The 23,526-nt window shown below is 66.4% G+C and carries 20 protein-coding genes and 2 tRNA genes; 7 read left to right on the top strand and 15 right to left on the bottom strand.

Annotated features, from left to right (window positions below; all coding sequences use genetic code 11):
• Positions 1-47: 47 nt before the first annotated feature.
• Genes mhpA through QMG86_RS31630 form a run of 4 tightly spaced genes read right to left on the bottom strand, consistent with a single transcriptional unit; the run spans position 48 to position 5,579 of the window.
• On the bottom strand, positions 48-1,631 hold the full coding sequence (mhpA, locus tag QMG86_RS31645; protein ID WP_281876537.1) for a bifunctional 3-(3-hydroxy-phenyl)propionate/3-hydroxycinnamic acid hydroxylase MhpA: 1,584 nt from the start codon (positions 1,629-1,631) through the stop codon (positions 48-50).
• Positions 1,628-3,517, bottom strand: coding sequence for an acyl-CoA synthetase (locus QMG86_RS31640; RefSeq protein WP_281876536.1), 1,890 nt, complete (start codon positions 3,515-3,517; stop codon positions 1,628-1,630). The genes mhpA and QMG86_RS31640 overlap by 4 nt, the downstream gene beginning before the upstream one ends.
• Positions 3,514-4,449, bottom strand: coding sequence for a fumarylacetoacetate hydrolase family protein (locus QMG86_RS31635; protein ID WP_281876535.1), 936 nt, complete (start codon positions 4,447-4,449; stop codon positions 3,514-3,516). Before QMG86_RS31635 ends, QMG86_RS31640 begins: the two co-directional genes overlap by 4 nt.
• Entirely contained in the window at positions 4,446-5,579 is a 1,134-nt protein-coding gene (locus tag QMG86_RS31630) for a VOC family protein (RefSeq protein WP_281876534.1), read from the bottom strand. Before QMG86_RS31630 ends, QMG86_RS31635 begins: the two co-directional genes overlap by 4 nt.
• Positions 5,580-5,713: 134 nt before the next feature.
• Between QMG86_RS31630 and QMG86_RS31625 the strand changes: the two genes are divergently transcribed.
• Positions 5,714-6,379: a TetR/AcrR family transcriptional regulator gene (locus tag QMG86_RS31625; protein WP_281876533.1), complete on the top strand. Its 666-nt coding sequence runs from the start codon at positions 5,714-5,716 to the stop codon at positions 6,377-6,379.
• A 129-nt stretch (positions 6,380-6,508) separates the two neighbouring features.
• Positions 6,509-6,581, top strand: a tRNA-Ala gene (locus tag QMG86_RS31620).
• A gap of 364 nt (positions 6,582-6,945) precedes the next feature.
• Here QMG86_RS31620 and QMG86_RS31615 read toward each other — a convergent pair.
• Positions 6,946-7,377, bottom strand: a complete 432-nt coding sequence (locus tag QMG86_RS31615) for a hypothetical protein (protein WP_281876532.1) — start codon at positions 7,375-7,377, stop codon at positions 6,946-6,948.
• Between QMG86_RS31615 and QMG86_RS31610 the strand changes: the two genes are divergently transcribed.
• Positions 7,364-7,615, top strand: coding sequence for a WGxxGxxG family protein (locus tag QMG86_RS31610; protein ID WP_281876531.1), 252 nt, complete (start codon positions 7,364-7,366; stop codon positions 7,613-7,615). The two genes, QMG86_RS31615 and QMG86_RS31610, sit on opposite strands and share 14 nt — an antisense overlap.
• A 350-nt stretch (positions 7,616-7,965) precedes the next feature.
• Here QMG86_RS31610 and ctaD read toward each other — a convergent pair whose 3' ends face one another.
• From ctaD to istA, 6 genes are all read right to left on the bottom strand, one after another.
• Positions 7,966-9,720 carry an aa3-type cytochrome oxidase subunit I gene (gene ctaD, locus QMG86_RS31605; RefSeq protein WP_281876529.1) on the bottom strand — a complete coding sequence of 585 codons (1,755 nt, stop codon included), beginning with the start codon at positions 9,718-9,720 and terminating at the stop codon, positions 7,966-7,968.
• A 645-nt stretch (positions 9,721-10,365) separates the two neighbouring features.
• Positions 10,366-10,893 (bottom strand): DUF4142 domain-containing protein, encoded by a 528-nt coding sequence (locus tag QMG86_RS31600; protein WP_281876528.1) that lies wholly within the window; start codon positions 10,891-10,893, stop codon positions 10,366-10,368.
• Between the two features lie 217 nt (positions 10,894-11,110).
• Positions 11,111-11,695 carry a hemerythrin domain-containing protein gene (locus QMG86_RS31595; protein WP_281876527.1) on the bottom strand — a complete coding sequence of 195 codons (585 nt, stop codon included), beginning with the start codon at positions 11,693-11,695 and terminating at the stop codon, positions 11,111-11,113.
• Between the two features lie 44 nt (positions 11,696-11,739).
• Positions 11,740-12,630 carry a manganese catalase family protein gene (locus QMG86_RS31590; RefSeq protein ID WP_281876526.1) on the bottom strand — a complete coding sequence of 297 codons (891 nt, stop codon included), beginning with the start codon at positions 12,628-12,630 and terminating at the stop codon, positions 11,740-11,742.
• A gap of 257 nt (positions 12,631-12,887) precedes the next feature.
• Entirely contained in the window at positions 12,888-13,676 is a 789-nt protein-coding gene (gene istB, locus QMG86_RS31585; protein WP_281873984.1) for an IS21-like element helper ATPase IstB, read from the bottom strand.
• Positions 13,676-14,899, bottom strand: coding sequence for an IS21 family transposase (gene istA / locus QMG86_RS31580; protein WP_434086196.1), 1,224 nt, complete (start codon positions 14,897-14,899; stop codon positions 13,676-13,678). The genes istB and istA overlap by 1 nt, the downstream gene beginning before the upstream one ends.
• Before the next feature lie 342 nt (positions 14,900-15,241).
• Here istA and QMG86_RS31575 point away from each other — a divergent pair, with 342 nt between their 5' ends.
• Together QMG86_RS31575 and QMG86_RS31570 are read left to right on the top strand one after the other, a co-directional pair.
• Positions 15,242-16,012, top strand: coding sequence for a GAF and ANTAR domain-containing protein (locus tag QMG86_RS31575; RefSeq protein ID WP_281876525.1), 771 nt, complete (start codon positions 15,242-15,244; stop codon positions 16,010-16,012).
• 53 nt (positions 16,013-16,065) lie between these two features.
• On the top strand, positions 16,066-17,574 hold the full coding sequence (locus tag QMG86_RS31570; RefSeq protein ID WP_281876524.1) for a PP2C family protein-serine/threonine phosphatase: 1,509 nt from the start codon (positions 16,066-16,068) through the stop codon (positions 17,572-17,574).
• A 168-nt stretch (positions 17,575-17,742) separates the two neighbouring features.
• On the opposite strand, the gene QMG86_RS31565 is transcribed toward QMG86_RS31570, so the two are convergent.
• Both QMG86_RS31565 and QMG86_RS31560 read right to left on the bottom strand, forming a co-directional pair.
• Positions 17,743-18,291, bottom strand: coding sequence for a DUF2231 domain-containing protein (locus QMG86_RS31565; RefSeq protein WP_281876523.1), 549 nt, complete (start codon positions 18,289-18,291; stop codon positions 17,743-17,745).
• Between the two features lie 112 nt (positions 18,292-18,403).
• Positions 18,404-19,210: an MBL fold metallo-hydrolase gene (locus tag QMG86_RS31560; RefSeq protein ID WP_281876522.1), complete on the bottom strand. Its 807-nt coding sequence runs from the start codon at positions 19,208-19,210 to the stop codon at positions 18,404-18,406.
• Positions 19,211-19,410: 200 nt separating this feature from the next.
• Here QMG86_RS31560 and QMG86_RS31555 point away from each other — a divergent pair, with 200 nt between their 5' ends.
• Both QMG86_RS31555 and QMG86_RS31550 read left to right on the top strand, forming a co-directional pair.
• Entirely contained in the window at positions 19,411-20,562 is a 1,152-nt protein-coding gene (locus QMG86_RS31555) for a zinc-dependent alcohol dehydrogenase (RefSeq protein ID WP_281876521.1), read from the top strand.
• An 11-nt stretch (positions 20,563-20,573) separates the two neighbouring features.
• On the top strand, positions 20,574-21,146 hold the full coding sequence (locus QMG86_RS31550) for a hypothetical protein (protein ID WP_281876519.1): 573 nt from the start codon (positions 20,574-20,576) through the stop codon (positions 21,144-21,146).
• Between the two features lie 789 nt (positions 21,147-21,935).
• Here QMG86_RS31550 and QMG86_RS31545 read toward each other — a convergent pair.
• Positions 21,936-22,012: transfer RNA gene (locus QMG86_RS31545), tRNA-Ile, on the bottom strand.
• A 221-nt stretch (positions 22,013-22,233) separates the two neighbouring features.
• Positions 22,234-23,499 carry a DUF3566 domain-containing protein gene (locus tag QMG86_RS31540; protein WP_281876518.1) on the bottom strand — a complete coding sequence of 422 codons (1,266 nt, stop codon included), beginning with the start codon at positions 23,497-23,499 and terminating at the stop codon, positions 22,234-22,236.
• Between the last annotated feature and the right edge of the window lie 27 nt (positions 23,500-23,526).

Genomic DNA, 23,526 nt, shown 5'->3' with positions numbered 1-23,526 from the left:
GATGCCGAAGAGAACCAGGACGACGACACCGGCGGTGCAGAGGAGTTTCATGGCTTCCACCCTACTGCGCCGCCGGGACGCCGCCCAGGACTACCCGAGTCCGGTGAACCGGCATGACCTGCCTCCTGACCGGCCAGGAACCGGGGCATCGCCGCGCACAGCCGCGGCAGGTCCCGCGCGGTGCACTGGACGACGCCATCGGGCCGGACCAGGGCGGCGCGGGCGCCGCGCCGGACCAGCCAGCGCCGCAGTTCGCTCCCGGGAGCTGCCGTCACGAGCACTGCCCCGCGCTCGCGGATCCGGGTGTGCTCCGCGGCGGCGGGCTCGATCGTGGTGACGATGGCGTACCGGCCCGCGACGACGTCGTCGTAACGACGGCCCTCGTCCAGGAGGACGTTGGGAACCAGACGACCCGCGCGACCGCCACCGAGGCGCGACCGCATGACCAGCTCGGACCGACGCAAGGGCGGTGTCTCGCCACTGGTGACCAGCGCGTGGAAGCCGGGCAGCCGACCCAGGTGGGGAGCGAGCCGGCCGCGCAACAGATCGCCAAGCTCACCGCCCTCGGTCATCGCCATCCCGGTGAGCTTCGCCAGCCGAATCATGGTCCGCGCGTGTGGCTTTCGCTCGACCTCGTAGGAGTCCAGGACCCGCTCGGGCAGGTCTCCGGCGAGCACGCCGGCCAGCTTCCAGGTGAGGTTGGCCGCATCGCGCAGGCCGGCGCCCATACCCTGACCGATGAACGGCGGCGTGAGATGCGCCGCGTCGCCCAGCAGGAAGACCCGGCCCGCCCGCCAGCGGTCGGCGAGCTGGGCGCGGAAAGTGTATTCGGCCACCCGCAGCAACCGGATGTCCTCGACCGCGACGTCGCCGGTCCACGGGCTGATCAGTCGATACACCCGGCTGATGTCGTCGTAGTCGGCTGCTGCCTCACCGGGATCGAGCCGGAATTCCCATCGGTGCCGTGATTTCCCGATGCGCATGTAGGTCGCGGCGCGGACGGGGTCGCAAACCTGATGCACGCCCTCCCACTCCCCTAGTTCCGCCGTCGTATCCACGTCGACGACCAGCCAACGCTGCTCGAAGTTCAGCTCACGCATCCTGGCGCCGATGGCGGTGCGAACCACGCTGTTCGCGCCGTCGCAGCCGAGCACGTACGGCGCACGGACCGACTCGGTGGCGCCGGAGGTCCGATCGGTGAAGTCGACCCTGGCGCCACCGGCTTCCTGGACCACCGCGGTGACTTCGGCGTCCCCGCGCAGCGTCACTCGCGCCTGGCGTCGCACCGCGGCACGCAGGATCCCTTCCAACTCCGGCTGGTCGAACATATTCGCGTCCGGGTGCCCGTTGCGGCCGCCCGCCGGGTCGCGCTGGAATTCGGCGAGTGTCCGCAGATCCCGGTCGAGCAAGCGCAGGCCGAGCGCGGGGCGGGAGATGGCGTCGAATTCGTCGCCGATGCCCAGCCTCGCCACGATCCGGCGGATCTCACCGTCCATGTGCACCGCGCGCGGTTGCGGGTAGACGCCTTCCCATCGCTCCAGGACCAGCGACTGGACACCGTAGCGGGCCAGCAGCAACGCCGCGGTGAGACCGGTCGGACCCGCGCCGACGATCACCACCGGGGCATTCATCGGCGCGCCTCGATCTTCCATTCGATCGCGTACCGGCCCAGGATCGCCGCGACCACGCTCTCGTCACCGGTGTGGTCGAGTTCGACGGTGGCCACGATCGCACCGTCCTGGACAGCGGCGGCGATATCGCGCACTCCCTCGGTCCCGGCGAGCGCGTCGAGCAGTTCGCGACGTGTGGCGTCGGCGCGCAGCCCGAGTTTGTACGGCTTGCCCACGTCGGTGACCGGCAGCGCGTCGAGCACGGTGACCGTCTTCGGGACGGCGGCTCGCTCGGGAACCCGGCTGCCCGCCCATTCGAGCAGTGCGGCCGTGCCGACGTCGGCGCCGGGCGCGAGGGTGACGTAGGCGACCGGCACCTCGCCCGCATGGACGTCGGGGCGGCCGACCGCGCCCGCCGCCGTCACCTGCGGGTGTGCCAGCAGCGCGTCCTCGATGAGCGCGGGGTCGATGTTGTGCCCGCCGCGAATGATCAAATCCTTGGCGCGACCGTGCAGATGGATGAAACCGTCGGCGTCGAGGTGGGCGAGGTCGCCGGTGTCGAGCCAGCCGTCGGCCAGTTTGCCCATGCCGTCGAGCGCGAACCCGTGCGCATCGCGGGTGGTCACGTACCCGGCGAAGACCGTGGGACCGCCGATGCTCAGCACGCCGGTCTCCCCGGCGGGCAGTTCCGTCCACGTACCGTCGGCGCCGATGCGCACCACCCGCACCCGCTGATAGGGCATGCGCTGCCCGACCGCGCCCGGTCGCGGCCGCTCCGGGAAGCTGCGTGCGCTGGCGCAAGTCGCCTCGGTGAGTCCGTAGCCCTCGACCAAGGTGATGCCGGTGTGCTTCTCGAAATTCTCCCGCACCACGGGAGGCAACGGCGACGCGCCGACCATCGCGTAGCGCAGACTGCTGATGTCGGCGTCGACCGGGCACTGCGCGAGTACCGCGTACACGGTCGGTACGGCGCTCATCGCGGCGATCCGATAGTGCTCGACTATCTTCCAGAACTCGCCGTAGATCGCGAGGTCCCGGTAACCGAGCGGTCCGGCCCACACCACCGGCTGTCCCTTGAACAAGGGCGCGAGCAGCGTCACGACCAGCGCGTTGACATGGAACAACGGCAAGGCCGCGAAGACCACGGCGTCGTCGGTGAGCAGCGAGTTCGCGGCGATCATCCACGCGTTCGCGACCTCGTTGGCATGGGTGTGCGCCGCCAGTTTCGGCACGCCGGTGGTGCCACCGGTGTGGAACAACGCGGCGAGGTCCTCCGCGTTCGGCGGCACGCCCGCGAAGGCGCCCGCGTCGTGCGCTGCGGCCGCCTGGTCGAGGTAATCGACGCGCACGCCGTCGATGGGCGGCAGCGGCGCCGGCTCGCCCGCCGCGGCGGTCGGCCGCAGCACGAGCACCGCGTCCACCATGCCGTCGGCGGCCAATGCCCGGGTGGATTCCCAGATGGCCGCTGACAACTCGGGTCCGGCCGTGACGAGCACGCGTGCTCCGGTGCGCCGCAGCAGTTCGGCGATGTGCCGCTCGGACAACCCGCCGTTGATCGGGGCGGCGACCCCGGCGAGCTGGGCGGCCATGGTCACCGGGATGAGCTCGGCGCAGTTGGGGGCGAGCAACGCCACCGCGTCGTCCCGGCGCACGCCGATGTCGTACAGCAGGTTCGCGTAGCGGTGTACGTCCGCGAGCAGCTCACTGCTGTTGCGCCGCAACGGTTCCCGCCAACGCGCCGCTTCCGGCAGCACGGTCACCGCGGTGCGTTCCGGCCACGATCGCGCCGCCCGCGTCAGCAGGGCGTAGGTCGATTCCGGCAGGCCACGCTCGGCCAGTGGCACGGATTCGATGTCGAGTAGATCGGCCGGGTCCGCGTAGCGCGGCCAGAGCAGGTCCTCGGTCACCGGTACCTCACCGTGGTGCGCTGGCGGCCCAGGTCGATGGCGCCGTCGTCGGTGGCGACCGCCGCCTCGACGACGTCACCGTCGCGCAGGTACTTCGGGTTCTTGGCCTGGCCTTTGAAGAACAGTTTCCACTTCACCGCGGGCGGGAGCAGCGAGCCGATGATCTCGACCGGCTTGGGCGGGGCGCTGATCGCGGTGCCGACCGGAGTTCCGGTGAGCAGCAGGTCACCGGCGTCCATGCGCTGGAAACCGGTCAATGCACGCAGGGTCTCCGCCGGCTGGTAGATCATGTCCGCGACGGTCATGTCCTGGCGCGGTTCGCCGTTGACCCACAACCGCAGCCGCAGGTCGGTGAACCGTTTCAGCTCGTCGTCCTCCAGCAGCACCAGCACGGGCCCGACCGGGGTGAAGGTCGGATAGGACTTCGCTTCGTAGAACTGAGTTTTCGGCAATTGGATGTCGCGGGCGGAGATGTCGTTGGTGGCGACCAGACCGGCGATGTAGTCGGCGAGGTTGTCGCTCGTGATCTCCGATCCGACCGGCATATCGCGACCGAACACCAGGCCGATCTCCACCTCGTAATCCAGCAACCGCACGTGCGGGGGCCGGACGACGTCGTCGTGCGGGCCGCTGATCGACCCCGATGCCTTGCGGAAGAACGTCAGCGGCACCGTCGCCGGATCACCGCCGGAATCCTTCACGTGCGAGGCGAAGTTCGTCATCTGGGCGACCACCCGGCACGGCGCGGTCACCGGGGAGACCGGCGACAGGCTCTCGACCGGCACGACTGCACTGCTCGCCGACGCCGCGCGGATGGCCTGCCGATCCCCCAGCAATTGCCCGGTGGTGGTCGCGGCGGTATCGACTCTGGCCGCGCCCGCGGGTGTGATCACCCACCAAGCGTCGGCGGTACGGAGCACGGAAACACTCATGAAGCAGCTACTTTCAACAGGCCGCGCAGGCGACGGAGATCGAATTCGTTGTCCTCGCGCAGCGCGTCGGCCATCGCGCGCAGCTCGCGGAGGGATTCCCGGCCCGGTTTGAGGCCGAGGAAGTCTTTGCTGGCAGGCGGCCCCCACTGCGCCAGCCCGGAGGCGGTGAACGGCGCCCAGCCGGGTTCGAGCGTGCAGTCGAACATGTCGCCGTCGCTGAAGTGTTCGACGAGGAATCCGTCCGGGTCGCGCCAGTAGTCGAAGATCTGGCTGCCCTGGACATGCCTGCCGATCCCCCACGACCGGTGATAACCGTGATCGCGCAGGTACTCTCCGCCCGCGGCCAGGGCATCCAGGTCGGCGACTTGGTAGGCAGAGTGCACGTAGCGGTTGGCCGGGCCGAGCACCAGCGCCAGTGTGTGATGGTCGGCGGGTGTCCGGCCGCGATCACAGCGGATGAAGCTCATCACCGGACCGCGTTCGCGTTGCCCCGGGTAGTAGAGGAAGTCGCTGACGATCAGCCCCAAGTTCCGGAGATACCAATCGAGCGTGCGACGGTACTTGGTGGTCTGCACCACCACATGCCCCAGCCGCTGAACCAGCGCAGGCGAGCGAGGCGGCCGCTGCGTCCGGTTCACGCGCGCGACTTCGTGCCCGAAGTTGAGCGTGTGCGGCGGCTGCGCCGGCAGAGCCGGGAGTTGGTCGGTGTCGGCTACCACCCGCACCCGTAATCCACTGGGGTCGGTCAGATCGACGGTGGATCCGCCCAAAGTGTCGGGCAGGGCAGCCACCGTGCTTCCTGCGGCGTCGGCCAGCCGGAGCAAGTCCGCAGTGTCCGCCGCGCGGAAGGCCGGTCCGGCGAATCGCGAACGCATGCCTCGACGGATCAGCACGCAGGGCGACTGCGGGTCGGTGCCCCGCAAGTGCAGCTCGTCGGCCGTGCGCAACGCGGTGGCGAAGCCGAAAGCGTGCGCGAAGACCTCGGCGCGCTCGAGGTCCGGCTTCTCGAACTCCAGCCACGCCAGATCGTGCACCTTCACGATCGGATCGCGCGCCCGTCCCGGATGCTCGCCCGCCTGCGCGCCGTACTCGCTGTGCAGTCCGGTGTGCGGGTCGTGCTGGTCGGACATCGGCCACTCCCTCCATTTGCTGACGATATCGTCACATACGACGCAATATTCAGTCAAGACTTCTCCTGATGAATTCGTCATAACTGAGCGCTGGCGGCTACGATGGTCGATGCACCCGACAGAGAGGAGCGGGCATGACCGATCGAACCGGGACGGCGGAGCCCAACCGCTTGGAGCGCCGCAAGGCCCGTACCCGCGCCGCCCTGATAACCGCGGCCCAGGCGTTCATCGCGACCGGCAGATCGAACGCACCGATCCTGGAGATCACCCAGGCCGCCGACGTGGGCATGGGGTCGTTCTACAACCACTTCCAGAGCCGGGAGGACCTACTCCGGGCGGCAGTGGAAGAAGCGCTCGAGATGCACGGCGCCGTGCTCGACACCTTGTCCGAAGGCATCGAGGACCCCGCCGAAGTCTTCGCGCAGAGTTTCCGATTGACCGGCCGTCTGCACCGGAGAATCCCCACCTCCAGCAAGGTGCTGCTGAACAACGGGCTGATCTTGACCGGATCCGAGAAAGGACTCGCCCCGCGCGCTCGTCGCGATATCGAGGCCGCCGCTCGCGCGGGCCGGTTCCGGACGAGCGATGCGGAACTCTCCATGACCATCGTGGCCGGCGCCGCCCTGTGCCTGGGCCAGCTGCTGCACGATCACCCCGACCGCGACGACGCGGCCGCCACCGATCAGATCACCGAGGATCTGCTGCGGATGTTCGGACTTCCCGCCGACGAGGCGCGCGACATCTGCTCGCGCCCCCTGCCGTCCCTCGACGACGTGCTCGAGCGCGGCGACGCCGCCTGATCGCGCCGGTCCGAGGGCGTCACCCGCTCGCGCTGCCGACGGCGCTCGGATTTCTCGACGACAACCTGCCGTTTTGACCGTGTCAACGGCGAGAAGGTACCGTTTTCCAGGCGTCTGTACGCGCACGACGGGGCCTTAGCTCAATTGGCAGAGCACTGCCTTTGCAAGGCAGGGGTTAGGGGTTCGATTCCCCTAGGCTCCACTCCTCGGAGGCTCATGCTCATAGGGAGCATGAGCCTTTGTCGTTTCGCGGGTTCTGTGGCATGCGAACCCGCCCGGCGGGCTTCGCCCCGGACCTCGTGCTCGGAGTTGGGTGGGCATTGCCCGGTAGGTGCCGCGGCAGCTCCACGAGGTCAATGTTCGCACAGCGAACGTCCCGCAACGACCGAGAGTTCCGCTTTCCGCCGAGAACAACCGCGACCGCTGGATCAGCAGTGCCAGGGATTCGAATGGTCGGCGACCGAATGAGGTGAAGAGAGTGGGCCTAGGAGGACTCGTCCGCACACCCGTCGTTTTACCAGGTCAGCGAGCTGCCCCTTGCGCAACACTGCCGCTCAACTGCCGTTTCACGACGCGTCACTACATTTCACGACAGACCATACCAGCTTTGGTGATGACGCGGTCATCACCAAAATCAGCGCGGGATAGACCCCCGGCGATGACGGCGTCATCACCGATGTCCGCCCCGTGGAGACACTCGATATATGCCCCTGGTCTCCGATGACATGGTCCCCACTCACGGATGGCACTACCCCCAGCTGCCGCGCGATCAGGTGCCAGACCGCTTTTGGATCGATCAGTCGAGCGGGCTCGAGCGCTGTCGCGGTCAGCTCGCGCTTGATGACGTGCTCGGGCATAAGGAGTTCCACCCGCCAACTTGTCCGCTTGTTTTCCATGCCTGCCCCGCAAACGATCGTGTCGTGTTTCCGATCTTTCCCGCCGGGTACCGCCGTGGGGTCATCGAGCGAAAGGGAGTGATGCACTATGCGCAAGACCATCGCGATCCCCTTGACAGCCCTGATCCTCACATTCGGCGGAGTCGGAACAGTCGAAGCGACCCCTGCTGCTGCGACCACACAGACAGCCCAAGAAACCCGCGTCGACGACGACCACAGTGACAAGACCGGCCTGTGGGGCCTCCTCGGCCTCCTCGGCCTCGCCGGCCTCGCTGGACTCGCTCGCCGCAGAGATAACCGCACAAGCCCCACCACCGCAACCCGCCCCCGCCAGCCCTGAGGCAATAAGCAGCCAAGGGCCCCTGTCACGCGATAGGGGTCCTTGGCCGGATCACCTGCTAGCGCAATGAGCCAGCGGACTTTCGAGTCCGTCTCTGCGGCTCCGCACGGATGCACGCTCCCACCTACGCTTCATGACCCATTCGGTTACACGCCCTGGGCAGCGCTGCTCTTAGGAGACCTTGTGGGGCCGGAACCGTGCACACGACTGCGTCGCGCCCGTTTGCCCTATGCGGGTGATGGCCGTGCGCTCGTGGGCGCGGGAGGCGACGCAGGGACTGCCAAAGGACACGCGCACTCGCCGACCGACAATAGCGACTCGGCCGCATGGAGCAGCCCACCGGAGATCGATCATTCGCCGGAGGTTGGTTCCGGGTCAGCGGCGGCTTGGTCATCTGCTGCGACCAGAGCGTGGGCGACGTGGGTGGTGCGGCCTGCGTGGGCTTCGGTGCGCATGCGTTCGGACATGTGCGGGTAGTGCAGTTCGAACGCGGGCCGCTCCGAGCGGATGCGGGGCAGTTCGTAGAAGTTGTGCCGCGGTGGTGGTGAGGTGGTCGCCCATTCCAGGGAGTTGCCTTGGCCCCATGGGTCGTCGACGGTCACGACCTCGCCGTATCGCCAGCTTTTGAACACGTTCCATACGAAGGTGAGCATGGAGACGCCGAGCAGGAAGGACCCGATCGTCGAGATCGTGTTCAGCAGCGTGAAATTGTCGGTCGGCAGATAGTCGGCGTAGCGGCGGGGCATTCCCATGTTGCCGAGCCAGTGCTGGATCAGGAACGTGAGGTGGAATCCGATCAGGGTGGTCCAGAAGTGGATCTTGCCGAGCCTCTCGTCGAGGAAGCGGCCGGTGAGTTTGGGGAACCAGAAGTAGATGCCCGCGAAGGTGGCGAACACGATGGTGCCGAACAGCACGTAGTGGAAGTGGGCGACGACGAAATAGGTGTCGTGTACGTGGAAGTCCAGTGGCGGGCTGGCCAGGATGACGCCGGACAGGCCGCCGAGCAGGAATGTCACGATGAACCCGACCGAGAACAGCATCGGTGTCTCGAAGGTCAACTGGCCCCGCCACATGGTGCCGATCCAGTTGAAGAATTTCACCCCGGTTGGTACGGCGATCAAGAAGGTCATCAGCGAGAAGTACGGCAACAGGACCGCGCCGGTGGCGTACATGTGGTGCGCCCACACCGCCACCGACAAAGCGCCGATGGCCAGGGTGGCGTAGACCAGGGCGGTATAGCCGAAGATAGGTTTGCGGCTGAACACCGGGATCACCTCGGTGACGATGCCGAAGAACGGCAACGCGATGATGTACACCTCGGGATGGCCGAAGAACCAGAACAGGTGCTGCCACAGGATCGTGCCGCCGGTAGCCGGGTCGTAGATGTGGCCACCCAGATGCCGGTCATAGGCCAGCGCCATCAACGCCGCGGTGAGGATCGGGAAGGCCAGCAGCACCAGGATGCTGGTGACCAGGATGTTCCAGGTGAAAATGGGCATCCGGAACATCGTCATCCCCGGCGCACGCAAGCAGATCACCGTGGTCGTCATGTTGACCGCGCCCAGGATGGTGCCGAGACCGGAGACGGCCAAGCCCATGATCCATAGGTCGGGGCCGGGGCCGGGCGAGTGCTCGGCCAGACTGAGCGGGGTGTAGCCGGTCCAACCGAAATCGGCGGCCCCGCCCGGAGTGAGGAACCCGGCGGTGGCGATGGTGGCCCCGAACAGATACAGCCAGTAACTGAAGGCGTTGAGCCGAGGAAAGGCGACGTCCGGCGCTCCGATCTGCAACGGCAGTATCGCGTTGGCGAAACCGAATACCACGGGCGTCGCGTAGAACAGCAGCATGATGGTGCCGTGCATGGTGAACAACTGGTTGTACTGCTCCGGCGAAAGGAACTGCAGACCCGGCCTGGCGAGCTCACCGCGCATCAGCAATGCCATCAGGCCGCCGATGAGGAAGAATCCCGTCGCGGAGGTCAAATAGAGGATCCCGAGCACTTTGGGGTCGGTGGTGGTGACCATTTTCCACAGGAACGAGCCTTTCGGCCCGACTCGCGCTGGATACGGCCGCGTCGCCTCGACAGGTGGAATTTCACGCGCCATCGCAGCCATCGTGCACCTTCTTCCTCGTCCGAACGTCCCCGCAGCACCCGAGCAGTGAGAGCCGAAACCGAATGATGACGGGTTATCCGACAGTGCCCGATAGGCCGGGAATGGAGGCTCAACCCGGCATACGAGCTCGCAGGTTCGGACGGTCCACGCCATTAGCCAGCCTACTTCCATCGCGGCGTCGAGCAGGTAGGTCTTCGGTATGTCGCCCTCCGGTACATACTTCAGATCGATCGCCAGCAGCCATGCCGCGGTAATGATTCCAACGCGGCGCGCGTGGACGACACCTGCGGGGGAAAATGTGGCCAGAATCTGCGCGACGCCGTTACCGGCAAGCAGCCCCGCGACGGTGTATTGCAGCCAATGATCGTTCTTGGGCCCGAAGACTGCCTCGAAACTCCGTCGATGCAACAAGGGCCACAACCCGCCGACGACATTGAACACACCGTGGGCGCGCGCCAAGCCAACGCCAGGCGAGAGCCGGGCGGGACTGCGGTCGGTAACCTCCACCGCTGCCGGTGGTTCGATGCGATACGCCATGGCGATCGGCTCCCTTCTGGATGGACGAGCAGCCGGTCGGAACACCGTCGGTGCGCGCTCAGGCTGCACCGGTTGTTCGCGTCCGGATTGCTCGGGCGGTCAGCATCGGGTGAGGGCGTCGCGGACCATCATCAGGTGGTGTTCGATGATCGGCTCGGCGTCGCGAGCCAGGGTCGTCACCTGTTCGGAGCTACCGGCCGCTTGTTGCAGTGCGCCGGCCTGCAGTGCCTGGATGTGGAAGTTCTCCTGCATGGTCAGCCAGGCGAGGTCGAAGTCTCGGCCCATTTTCATTCCGGTGCTCAGCAGCTGCTGGGTTTGATCAGGATCCGGGGTCAGCGGCAGCATCACCCCGTTCGGCAGGGCGATCGCCGCCCCCATCGCGTCCAGCCGCGTGTGATCGGACACCAGCATCGCGCCGATCTCCCGCACCTGGGGACATACCCCCATCGGTGCAGCGCGCGCAGCGGAGAGGATTTCCGCCATATGCGACTGATGCGACACCATCAGATATGTGCTGTCCTGTCCGGCCAGCGCGACCGGCGCCGCATATCCGCTCCCGGGAGCACCGCACAATCCCAACCCGGTAGCCAAAGCCGCAGACACCAGCAGACGTCGTAGTGATCGCATTTCCGTCTCCTACGGTCGGTGGTCATTCACCGCCCGGGTGCCCAATCGCGCACGCAGTACGCCACCCAGGTGCGATCGGTCGAAGGTGCGCACACGATGACCACGACGGCAGCCGCCTTCACGTAAGGCGGTGGCGAGCAGCTGATACGGCCCGCCACCGCCGGAATAGTTCCCGTCCGCCGCGTGTGCCACTCGAGCGATGTAGCGACGTGTGCGCTCAGGTGGGCGGTGGGTCCGGTGGCTGATGTGACCTCCTGCCGGTGAGCAGGTCACGCGCTTTGTCGGTCAGTGCTGCTACCAAGCCGCCGGTCTTTTGCGCACCTGGAGTCGACGGCGTATCCGGATGTGGTCGGGTCGGGGCCACCTTCTTCGCCGTGGCCATCTTCTGCCCGAGTTCCTCCATCGTGTCCCGGTCGGACGCCTGCCGGAACAGGGGCCACACCTGATCCTGCTCGAACTCGATGTGCTCGCGGACCACGACGATGAACTCGCTGAGTGCCTGCTCGAACTCGCTTGATCCGGCTTCGGAAGCCTCGATCTGCTGTAGCAGACGCTTGGCGCGGTCTTCCTGCTGTAGAGCCCGATCGGCCAGCTCGTCACCGTCGGGAAGCGCCTGCCGCACCGCCGGCCAGAAGAATTGCTCTTCCACCGCTTCGTGCTGCGATGCGGCGATCACCAGGCTCGTCGCGAGATCCGAACGCGCCCGAGTCTCGGCCGCACCATCACCGCGCCCGCGTTCGAACTGTTCGATCATTCCCAGCACGCTCTCGTGATCGTTGCGCAGCAAGGTCAAGGCATCCATCGGTACACCTCCGGTGTGAGTTGCCTGGAAGACACCGGCGATGGTCAGCCGGGCATGTGCTGTTCGTGGGTGAACGGCTTGGTGCCCTGCACCGCGGGTTCGCCCTGCGGATTCTCCTCGGCGCCGTGGTTGGCTCGCTCGTCGGAGCCGAGCCAATCGGTGACCGGGTTGTCGACATAACGCCACTGCATGCCCTCCGGCCAAGGCCCTTGCCCTTCGTTCCAGGGGCCGCGGGCGCTGGCCGCACCATTGGACATGTTGAACGCGACGTTCTGGAACCGATCGTCACCGGGCAGCGTTCCGGGCGGGAAGTTGACCGGCAGCTCGTTGAGCGCCGCGGTGAACTGCTGGAAATGCGCGACCTCGCGAGTCATCAAGAACGACAGTGTGTCCTGCACGCCCGGGTCGTCGGTGAACTGCTTGAGGTATTCGTAGACGATCTTCGCTCGCGACTCCGCCGCGAGATTACTGCGCAGATCCACCGAGGGCTCACCGTTGGCATTGACGAACGAGCCCTGCCACGGCACGCCCGCCGAATCCTTGACGTCCGGGCCGCCGCCGGTCAGGGCGAAATACAACGGGTTCACCGCGACTTGGTGGATGACTTGCTCGCGGCCGGCCGAGTTGCCGACCAGCGGCATCCAGTCACACCGCTGGTTGGCCTGCTTCAGATCGTCGTTGAGCCCGTCCAGCAGCATCGTGATCATGGAGCCGACGATCTCGAGGTGACTGAGCTCCTCGGTGGCGATGTCCATGAACAAGTCGTACATCTTCGGATTCTTGCGGCGCAGCACGAACGCCTGAGTGAAGTACTGCATCGCGGCCTTGAGCTCGCCGTTGGCTCCGCCGAACTGCTCTTGCAGCAGGGTCGCGAACCGCGGATCCGGCCGGTCCACCCGTACCTCGAACTGCAGGTCCTTGTTGTGAATGAACATCCCACTCCTCGATGGTCGTCGTCGCACTCCGATTGGTGGCGGCTACCCGGGTTCATCGACTGGAAACATCACTGAGAGAACGCGCGCCCTGCCGGTGCTGCGACAGCACCCCAGCCTCCCGGCGAACACACGGCAAATTCCGATAGGTGCACTATGATCGAGATGCCGGATAGGAGACCGATCGGCATGAACACTGTCGACGCTCTTCGAAATGTAGGCCGGTGGCGCTCGTTGAAGATCGGCCACTTGGTGGTTGTTTAGTCTGCCGTGTTGTCTGTCCGCATGGACGGGAGTGTGTCGATTTCGGTGTTGCGGAGTCGGTAGCTGTTTCCTTTCAAGGTCAGGACGTCGGCGTGGTGGACGATTCGGTCGATCATCGCCGCGGCAACGACGTGGTCGGAGAACACGTCGCCCCAGCGGGAGAACGGCAGGTTCGAGGTCAGGATCAGCGAGGCGTGTTCGTAGCGGCTGGAGACCAGTTGGAAGAACAGGTTCGCTGCGTCTTGTTCGAAGGGGATGTATCCGACCTCGTCGACGATCAGTAGTCCGTAGCGGCGGAGTTTGGCCAGTTCGGCGGCGAGGCGGCCGTGCTGGTGGGCGGTTTGTAGGCGGGTGACCCATTCGACGGCGGTGGCGAACAGGACGCGGTGGCCGTGGTGGGCGGCGGCGATACCCAGCCCGATCGACAGGTGGGTTTTGCCGGTTCCCGGTGGCCCGAGTAGCACCACGTTCTGGGCTTTGGTGATGAACTGGCCGGTGCCCAGATGTGCGATGGTGTCGCGCTTGAGGGCGGGCTGGTGGTCGAAGTTGAATTCCTCGATCGCTTTGCGGGCGGGGAATCCTGCTGCGCGGATCCGGATTTCGGCGCCGGAGGACTCTCGGGATGCCACTTCGCGGGACAGGACCGCGGCGAGGTATTCCTCATGCGTCCAGCCGGCGTCGCGGGCTTGGTCGGCCAGGCGGGCGGCGCTGTCGCGGATGCGGGGGGCCTTCAACGCGTTGGCGTAGTACTCGATCTGCTTGGCGGTATCGGCGGGTGCGGCCATCACGCGACACCCTCGCCGCCGAAGTCGACGCCGAAACAGGTGTCGTAGTCCGCGAGGTTACGCACCAACCCGCCGTCATCGACGCTGACGGTCCGAGATTGTTTGTGTCCGAATGCTTCCCGCAATTGCGCAGCGGTGTGGACATGGGTGGGGTCGGTGATGGTGACCGCTTTCGACCAGGCTCTGCGGTGGGTGGCCACCAGCAGCCCGTCGCAGCGGGCGGTGACGGTATCCAGATCGGCACGAATGTCGATAAACCGTCCGATCACCGTCGGGTCGATCGAGTAGTCGTTGCCCAAGACACGCAGGTAGTAGTCACGCGGCAGCCTCGCGCGGCTGGTGAACCCGACCGCCGGGGCGATCGGCGGCAGTGTCGTCATCGCGGCCCGGTCGATGCCGACCAGCTCCGCTGGGGAACCCGCGATGCGCCGGACGTGTCGAGCGTTGGCGATCGGCAGCCACTCGGCGAGCTGGGTGTTGAAATCTCCTGGTGAACTGAACGACCGGCCGGGCAGGAACGAGGTCTCGAGATAGCCGTTCACGCGTTCGACGATGCCCTTGGACTCCGGGTCGAACGGCTTGCACTGGACGATGCGGGTGGCCAGCATCCCGGTGAACGCCACCACCCCAACGGCCAGGTGTCCGCCCTTGCCGATCCCTGATTCGTTGTCCCACAACAGCCTGCGCGGGACTTTCCCCAACTGCCCCGACAGCAGCGACCACATCCCGGCCAGCAGATCCGCGGTGGTCCGGGTCGGAATCATCATCGCAGTGATGAACCTCGAGAACGAAGCCACCATCACCAGCACCGGGGGTGTCCCGACCTGCCCGGCGCCCAACGGGATCGGTGTCGGTGGGAACCACAGATCGCACTGCGCCTGATCCCCGGGCCGATACTCCAGCCGGTCCGCCGGATCCTTCGGTGCGTACTGCGGCCGCAGGGCCGCGACTTTCTTACGGAACCACGACGGTGACCCCGCCCAGCCCACCCGCTCGGCGATCACCGACGCCGGCATCGCCGGGAACTGCGCCAGCAGCTCCCGCACCAGCGGCTCGAACTCGTCGAACGCCGAGGGACCCGACACCCGCTGGTATCGCGGCGGCGACTCCGAGGCAATCGCCCTCGACACCGTGTCCCGCGAGATGCCCAACCGGGACGCGATCGCCCGCATCGACAGGCCCTCACTCGCATGGAGATACCTGATCTGCGCCCATTCCTGCACTGAGATCACCCTTCCGATCGTGGATGGGTGGCCGATTTTCAAAGAGCGCCGGTGGCCGGATTTTCGAAGAGCGCTGACAAACACGAGCGCCGGTGGCGATCGAAGCGTTGTCATAGATGCTGTGCTGGCGACAATTCGGACCTGGTCACCATCAGTCGATGATGGTCGACTAGTTGTCGCACACGTTGCAGTGCCTTCGGATCGGACTCAGGTTGCCGCAATGGTGAGGCTGACTCGAAACAGCGACAACGGTTGCCGCACGTCGAATCATCGCGTGATCCAGTGATGTCGAAGCGGTGCGGCGCGCTGGGGCTGATGCGGAGGGGTAGGAGGTGTCGACGAATGTCGTCTGATGTTCCCTCGTCTGCTGATGCCTCGTCCGTCGAGGACGTTGTGGACCCGGATGTCGCCGCGGATCGGATCGTTGCAGCGTTCGCGCGTATGTCGGGTCTGTTCTTGTCTGCGGAGACGGTGAGCACGGCACTGGAGATGGTTACTTCTCTGTCGGTGGAGATGGTTCCCCATACCGTGGGTGCCGGGATCACCTTGTTGAACAGCGAAGGTCATCGCACCACCACGGCGGCTACCGACGCGGTGGTCGAGCGGGCCGACGATATCCAGTACCAGCTGGGCGCGGGACCTTGTCTGACCGCGTGGGCGGATCGAGTGGTGGTGCGCGTCGACGATCTGGCGTCCGACGAGCGTTGGCCCATGTGGTCGGGGCCAGCGACGGAGTTGGGGTTGCTCTCGTCGTTGAGTGCGCCTCTGGTCGCGGGCACGAGGGCGCTGGGCGCGATCAAGGTTTACGCCGCGCAACCCGGCGCCTATACCGAGCGGGAGGAGCATCTGCTCTCGATGTTCTCGTCCCAGGCGGCGATGCTGCTGGCCGGAATGCGAGCCGCGGAGGACGCGGAGCGGGTCACCGGGCGGATCGCGGACAGCCTGCGTGGCCGTGAGGTGACTACGCTGGCCAAGGGCATCATCATGGCCCGTGACGGGGTCGATGAGCGGGCGGCGTTCCTGATCCTCGCGCACACCGCTCGTCGGCAAGGCAGCACCGTGCGGCGCGTCGCCGAACGCCTGGCCATGTCCACCGTCCGTCATCGGCGCTGATCGGCAACCGCTGTGCCGACAGCTGACACCGTCTCCCAGACATGGTGGTCGCTATGAACGACGAGTCCGCCACCCAACAAGGCACAGAACACGGCAGTGACCGCTCCCACGAACAGCAGCGCAGCCTGGTCCTCGCCTTGAAGGGCGCCGAGCTGAACCTCGAAGAACTGTGGATGAGCTACTTCACCATGGGCGGAGACGCCGGCTGCCTCGAGATCGACGCCTATGTGCACGGGCTCGGCGAACTTCCCACACGCGACCGCGACATCCTCGCCCATGCCGTCAACGAACGCCTCGACCAACTCGCCTGGACCAAACGCGCCACCTACAGCCGCACCATCCGGGACACCGAAGCCAGCAGCGCTCCCTTGGCGGGACTGGTGGCCCTTCTCGACGGCGCCCACAATGCGGCGCCCGAGCGGCTACCTGCCATCGCGGCAGCCGCCGGCGACGCCCTCGGCGTGCGTATCGCCATGTACCTGGTCGACTACGAGGAGAGTTATCTGCATCCCATCCGTTCGCCGTCCCGTGTGTGGGAGCACGCAGCCCCGGACGAGGCCCTGGATGTCGATACGACTCTGCCGGGCCGCGCATTCCGCCTCGTGCAGACACTACCTTCGCACGTAGCCGACCGGCCCCGATTGTGGGTGCCGTTGCTCGATGGAAGCGAACGCCTCGGCGTCCTCGACGTCCAGGTCGATGACCCCGAGGACCTGTATGACCCCGGACTTCGGGTGCAATGCCGCTGGATGTCACGGCTGCTCGGTCACTTGGTCACGGCGATGACCGGGTTCGGGGACGCTCTGGACCGAGTCCGGTTGACCACGCCCCGCACGCCCAACGCCGAGTTGATCTGGTCGATGCTGCCTCCGTTGACCGGCGGCGTGGACAACTTCGTGATCAGCGGCGTCGTGGAGCCACGTCACGACCTCAACGGCGACGCCTTCGACTACGCGCTGTCCGACACCACCGCGCAACTCATCGTTCTCGACGCGGTCGGCCACGACCCGGCCAGCGGCCTCATCGCGGCGACGGCGCTGGCCGCCTACCGCAGCGCGCGCCACGCCGGCCACGGATTGTTCGAACAAGCCCGCGTCATCGACCAGACCATCGCCGACCAATTCGGACACGGGAAGTTCGCCACCGCGGTCCTTGCCGAACTGCACATGCCCACCGGCCGACTGCGCTACATCAACGCCGGCCACCCCGAACCGATGATCATGCGCGGCGGCAGAATCGTCAAACCCCTCACCGGCGGACACCGACTACCGCTGGGCCTCGGCGACGGTGAGCTCACCGTCGCCGAAGAAGTACTGCAACCAGAGGACTGGCTCATCCTCTACACCGACGGCATCACCGAGGCCCGCGACTCCGAAGGCGCGTTCTTCGGCGAAGAACGCCTCACCGACTTCCTGCACCGCGAAGCCGCAGCCGGTTACCCACCACCCGAGACCGCACGCCGACTGATCAACGCCGTCCTCACCCATCAACACGGAACCCTGCAGGACGACGCCACCGTCCTCCTCGCCCGCTGGACCAGCCCCGGCAAGCTCACCCCGTGAGGATCCGGCATCGACGCGTGTCTGACGCCCAGTGACGGCTCCGGCTTCGGTGTCGAGCACGTGCACCGGCGCGACCCCTTATGCGATCACATCGGATACAGCATCGGGCGAGCACGGAAGCGCATCCTGTCGAGCTGATCGCCCTGACTCGGCACGTCTGATGTCTGGTCAGGAAACGGAGGCCGGGGAGACTTCGAGCGGTGCGGGCTCATCCTGCCATCGGTGGACCCCGGCACCGAGCGCGTAGGACAGGTGACCGCCGAGCGCACCACCGGCACCCATCGCCGCCAGGCCCGCCGCGCCGAAGACAGTGGCCGTGAACTCGCCCCTGGTCAAATAGGCGGCGGAGAACAACAGGGCCGCAACACCATTCGCCGCAGCATGCACGAGGCCGACGCGCCGCTGGTAGATGTCGAGGTCGCGGAAGTCCGCCAGTCCGGCGGCGACTGTCGCAGGGGTGGCCAGCAGGCCGATCAACACGAGTCTGCGCGCCGCGTCGTTCTGTCCGGCGATGCGCAGCGCGGCGGCGCTGGACCAAGCGCCGATCGGCAGGGTGACCAGGATCGGGTGAACAGGGTGGCCCAGCTGGGAGCCGCGTACCCAGTCGGCGACACGGCCTTGTCCGAAAACCCGGCGTATCGACGTGGCGAGCCTCTCGGCGGGTTGGTCGAGCCGGTCGGCCGCCTCGACCGTCCGCAGCATCCGAGGAATATTCATGACGTCGCGATACCCGCCGCGCTGTGGGGTGAACCCGGCATCCGCGGTGATCGGGTGGGCGGACCGACCAAGCGCGATAAAGCCTCACCGGCCGCCGTCACAGCCGCTCGCGCTACAGCACCACGGTGTGACCGCGGGGAAGCTCGACGACGCGGTCGCCCCAGCCGCGCCGCCGCATGTGGGCGTGGAACTCGCTGAGCGGCGAGGCGAAGACGGTGTAGTCGTCGTAGTGCACCGGAATCGCGCGGGGCAGGTCGAGTAGGTCGACCAGCCCGGTGCCTTGCCGGCCGTCCATGGTGACAGTCAGCCCGAAAGGAAGTCGCGGGCCCGCCGGCAGTCTGGTGCCGCCGAGGTGCAGTATGCCTGCGTCGATCGTGTCGAATCGTGCCGGGATCTGATGCAGTTCCTGCACGAGCAATGTGTCGCCGGAGACGTAGAGCCGCCGCTGCGGCGGGCCGTCGGCAGGCCCGAATTCCAGCATGGTGCCCATGACAGGCGGCAGGAAGCGCCAGGTGAACGCTGGTGCGTGCCGGCCAGGCAGCGAGGTCACGCGTACCTTCGCGGAGCCTTTGACGATCTCCTTATCCTCCCAGGTGCGCAGTGGTGTGGCCGCGGAAAAACCGCGCCGGTGCAGACGCGTGGCGGCGTGCGGTGTGGTGAGGATCGGCAGGGCGTGATCGAGGTCGCGTTGCGCGGTGCGGTCCCAGTGATCGCCGTGCATGTGCGAGAGCACGATGGCGTCCAGGGCTGGCAATTCATCGATGCGCAGGGCCGGTTCGCGCAGGCGCTTGGAGACCAGGCCGTATCCGAGGTACGCGTGCTGGCCTCGGTGCAGGAAGTTCGGATCGGTCATCAGCATCAGCTCACCGAAGCCGATCAGTGTCGTCGCGTTCCCGATGAATGTGACGGACAGATCCATTCCTGCCTCCGTTCCGGACCGGACGGTCCTCCTCGGACTGCCCCACCTGCCGCAGGGTATGCAATCGACCACTACCGCCCCTTGTGGTGTGGTCGACGTCCGCTATCCGGGTGAGCTCAGGCGCCGGTCGTGGACGGGGTGGTTTCGTTTTGCCCGCTCGAGTGGGGGTAGGACGACAGGACCCGGAGAGAGGAGACGGTATGCGAGCGATGGTCTATCGCGGGCCGTACAAAGTGCGCGTCGAAGAAAAGGACATCCCTTCGATCGAGCATCCGAATGACGCCATCGTCCGGGTTCAGCGCGCGGCGATCTGTGGTTCGGATCTGCATCTCTATCACGGGCTCATGCCCGACACCCGGGTGGGAATGACGTTCGGGCACGAGTTCGTCGGCGTGGTGGAGCAGGTCGGCGGATCCGTAGAGAACCTGCGGCTGGGTGACCGGGTCATGGTGCCGTTCAATATCTACTGCGGCTCGTGCTACTTCTGCGCTCGCGGACTTTATTCCAACTGTCACAACGTGAACCCGAACGCCACCGCTGTGGGCGGCATCTACGGCTACTCACACACCTGCGGTGGCTACGACGGAGGCCAAGCCGAGTACGTTCGAGTGCCGTTCGCCGACGTGGGTCCCGCCAAGATCCCGGACGGGCTCGATGACGAAGACGCGCTGATGTGCACCGATGCCCTGGCCACCGGGTATTTCGGTGCGCAATTGGGTGACATCACCGAGGGTGATGTGGTCGTCGTGTTCGGCGCGGGGCCGGTTGGTCTGTTCGCCGCGAAGTCGGCGTGGCTGATGGGGGCGGCGCGAGTCATCGTGATCGACCATCTGGAGTACCGGCTGGAGAAGGCCCGCAGCTTCGCCCACGCCGAAACGATCAACATGGCCGACTGCGCCGACATCGTCGTCGAAATGAAACGAGCCACCGACTACCTCGGCGCCGACGTCGCCATCGATGCGGTCGGCGCCGAGGCCGACGGCAACCTGATCCAGCACGTCACCGCGGCCAAGTTCAAACTCCAAGGCGGCTCACCGATCGCGCTCAACTGGGCTATCGACTCCGTCCGGAAAGGGGGCACGGTGTCGGTCGTCGGCGCCTACGGACCCTTGTTCAGCGCGGTGAAATTCGGCGACGCGATGAACAAGGGCCTGACACTCAACATGAATCAGTGCCCCGTGAAACGCCAATGGCCGCGCCTGCTGTCGCATATCGAGAACGGCTATCTGAAGCCGAGTGACATTGTCACCCATCGTATTCCGTTGGAGCACATCGCCGAGGGCTATCACATCTTCTCCGGCAAACTCGACGAGTGCATCAAGCCGGTGATCGTCCTTCCTCAGAACGCGTGACAGGAGTTCGGATGCCTTACACCAAACAACACCCGCCGGTTCCCGCTGCCGACGAGCTGCGAGCCCGGATCCCCGGATGGGGTGTCGATCTGGATCCGAAGGATCGGCCGTCGGTTCCCAAACTCGTCTACGATCCCGGTGCCACCGGCGCTCACTGGGAGTTTCCGGACCGGCAACTGGAGAACGTGCCGCGCGAACGCTCGATCGAGCACAAGTTCCTGACGCCGGTGTTCGGTACGTCGACGCCGCTGCAAGGTCTGTCCGGAGTGATCCGCCGCTTCGCCTACAAAAAATACAGCGAAGCCCGCACCGCCCACTGGTTGCTGTTGATCGTCGGCGACCGGGTCGATGTAGCAGAGAACCGCGTCCGGTCACTACTGGCCGGAAAGCCGGACAACCTGATCACCGAAACCGGTATCAAAGCCGAATTCACCCACCACGGACTGCGAAGCCGCATCACCGGCAGCCGCGTCGATCGCACCCACATGTGGATGGACCCGCTCCTCGTCGCCGCCCCCTGGATAGCGTCGGGAATAGCCGGTGCCGCGGCATGGAGGGCGCTGCAGCGCCGCCGAACTCGGTAGACGCGCCGCGCGCCGGGGCGTGCGGCTTACCACTGGGTACTCATGCTAACCAACCCGAGGGGCTCATCGCGATCGCCTGCACATGCCCCTTAGGACGAGTGGGTTCACCGGTCGGCCTGCTCGCTCGACGAGGGTGATGCCGAGGCTGGATGTCGGCCGGTGGTCAGACTTGGGTGCGCTGGGCGATGTGCACGGTGTGTCGGCCCAAACGTTTGTAGTAGCGGCCCGCCAGGACAAGCTCCACCGCGGTTGCGATGGATTACCGCCGGTTTCTTCGAGCACGGCGGCCGGCAGGGTGCGGTGCAGTTCGTTCATGGTGTCGTCTTGGCCGGCCAGGCGGGCGGCATCGGCGGGATTACGGGTGGCCAGCACCGCAGCGGCGTTGGTGGCCCGCCGCGATCGCGGCCGAGCCTTGTTTAAGCCACCCACACCAGCGCAGTGGCGAATGGGCCCGCGAAGAAGGGGCTGGCCATCAAGGCGACCTCGCCGTCAGCGGTGGAGTAACGGCACAACAGGCGGCGGCGCACTGGGTCTCCGGATCGAAGCGATTCCGATGCGCTGAGGGTCCGTACCCCGCTAATCCGAGTGCGGATGCGCTGCCGTAACCGGGGGTCGGAGGATCGAATCCTCATAGCGCACACAATAAAAGCCGAGGCCAGCGCCGGTACGTGGAGTGGCAAGCGCCCTCATGTCATCAATTAGCGATGACTGTGTCATCACCAAAAGCGGACTAAAGGGACATCAAATAGGCGAAAACAGCCTCTCACCTGGTGTTATAGCAGACTGGAATGGTGGGCCTAGGAGGACTTGAACCTCCGACCTCTTCGTTATCAGCGAAGCGCTCTAACCGCCTGAGCTATAGGCCCGTAGTCGTGTTGTTCGCGGTAACAACAACGTGTAGAGACTACACAACACTCATCTACTGAACCAAAACGGCTGGTAGAGGCGCTACGGAGCCTCTTTCACGACGAGAGCGACATCCGTACCGACAGCGTGACCCGCCCTCCAATCCCGGTAGCACCAACGCAAACGGCCGGTACCCCCCACCCTGCGGTGGCGAGTACCGGCCGTTCGGAACGCTGGATGACTAGTCGGGGTCGGCCAGGGTGACCTGGATGCCACCGACGAGGTCGCAGCACTGGTTGTAGATGAACGTGCCGACCGTGCCGAGCGCGGTGAACAGCACGACGTTGATCAGGCCGATCACGCCCGCGTAGCCGAACACGGTGCCCGCGTCGATCAAGCCCACCGAGCCGCTGTCCTGCGACACCATGTCGGTGAACGTGTTGTTCAACCGCTCCCACACACCCATGCCCTCGAGCACGATGTACAGCAGACCGACCGCGAGCATCCACACGAAGAACATCGCCACGCTGATCACCAGCGAGATCTTCAGCGTCGACCACGGATCGATGCGACGGATCTGCACGGTGGCCCGCAGCGGCTCTCCGGAGGCCACCGCCGCTACCGCGACCGGGACCGCGGGCGACACCGGCCCGGACTGCGGGGCGGCGGCTTCGGTGGCCGGCAGCGGATGCCGGATCTCGGACAGGTCGGGCATGTCCTTGATCAGCTCCGGCCGCGCGATACTGCGGGTGGGCCCGTCGATGCCGACCGACTTCACCATGGCGGCTTCCTTACGCGCCGCCTTGGCCGCCAGGTCGGCGGTGGTACGGGCGTTGGACGTGCCGCCGCCGAGACCGCCGCCACCGCCCGAGGACGGGCGTCCGGTGACCGGCGCCTGCCCGGGGCGGTACAGGTTGGACTGCGGCTCCCGCTGCGGCAGCTGCGCCCACCCGTCCTGGTACGGCGACTGCGGACCGCCGTTGGCGGCGGCCCCGACCGGTTGCTTGTCCTCGCTCTCGGGCGCGGACTGCGGGGCCTGGTTGTTGATCCGCGTCGTCTTCTGATCGAAACGGTCCTGGCCGTCGCCGCCGGGCGCTTGATCCGGCGCGCCCTGCTGCGGAGCGAAATCGCCCTGCTGGTCGCGGATCTCGTGCGGCTGAGCATTCGGCTGGTTGCCGCCGGGCGGGTTGGCCTGCGGCCCACCCGGATGTCCGCCGGATTGCGGCCCGTTCGGATGTCCGCCGGACTGCGGCCCGTTCGGATGTCCGCCGGACTGCGGCCCGTTCGGCTGGCCCTGGTGACCACCCGGCTGCGCGCCACCAGGGTGACCGCCGCCAGGGTGACCGCCCGGCTGACCGCCGCTTTGCTGGCCGCCGCCGGGCTGACCGTTCTCGGCCGAGGCGACCGGCCGTGGGATCGGCCGCGGCGGGATCGGTGACGGTGCGATCCGCTCGGTCACGCCGTTCGTCTGGTGCCGCTCGTCATTCGGCTGATTCGGAGTGGTCAATGGGAATCCTTGGGTCCGTTCGTTGCC

The sequence above is a fragment of the Nocardia sputorum genome (genome assembly GCF_027924405.1).
GTDB classification, from domain to species: Bacteria; Actinomycetota; Actinomycetes; order Mycobacteriales; family Mycobacteriaceae; genus Nocardia; species Nocardia sputorum.
Note: the sequence above shows the minus strand (reverse complement) of the source record. Positions and strands in the feature narration are given on the sequence as shown.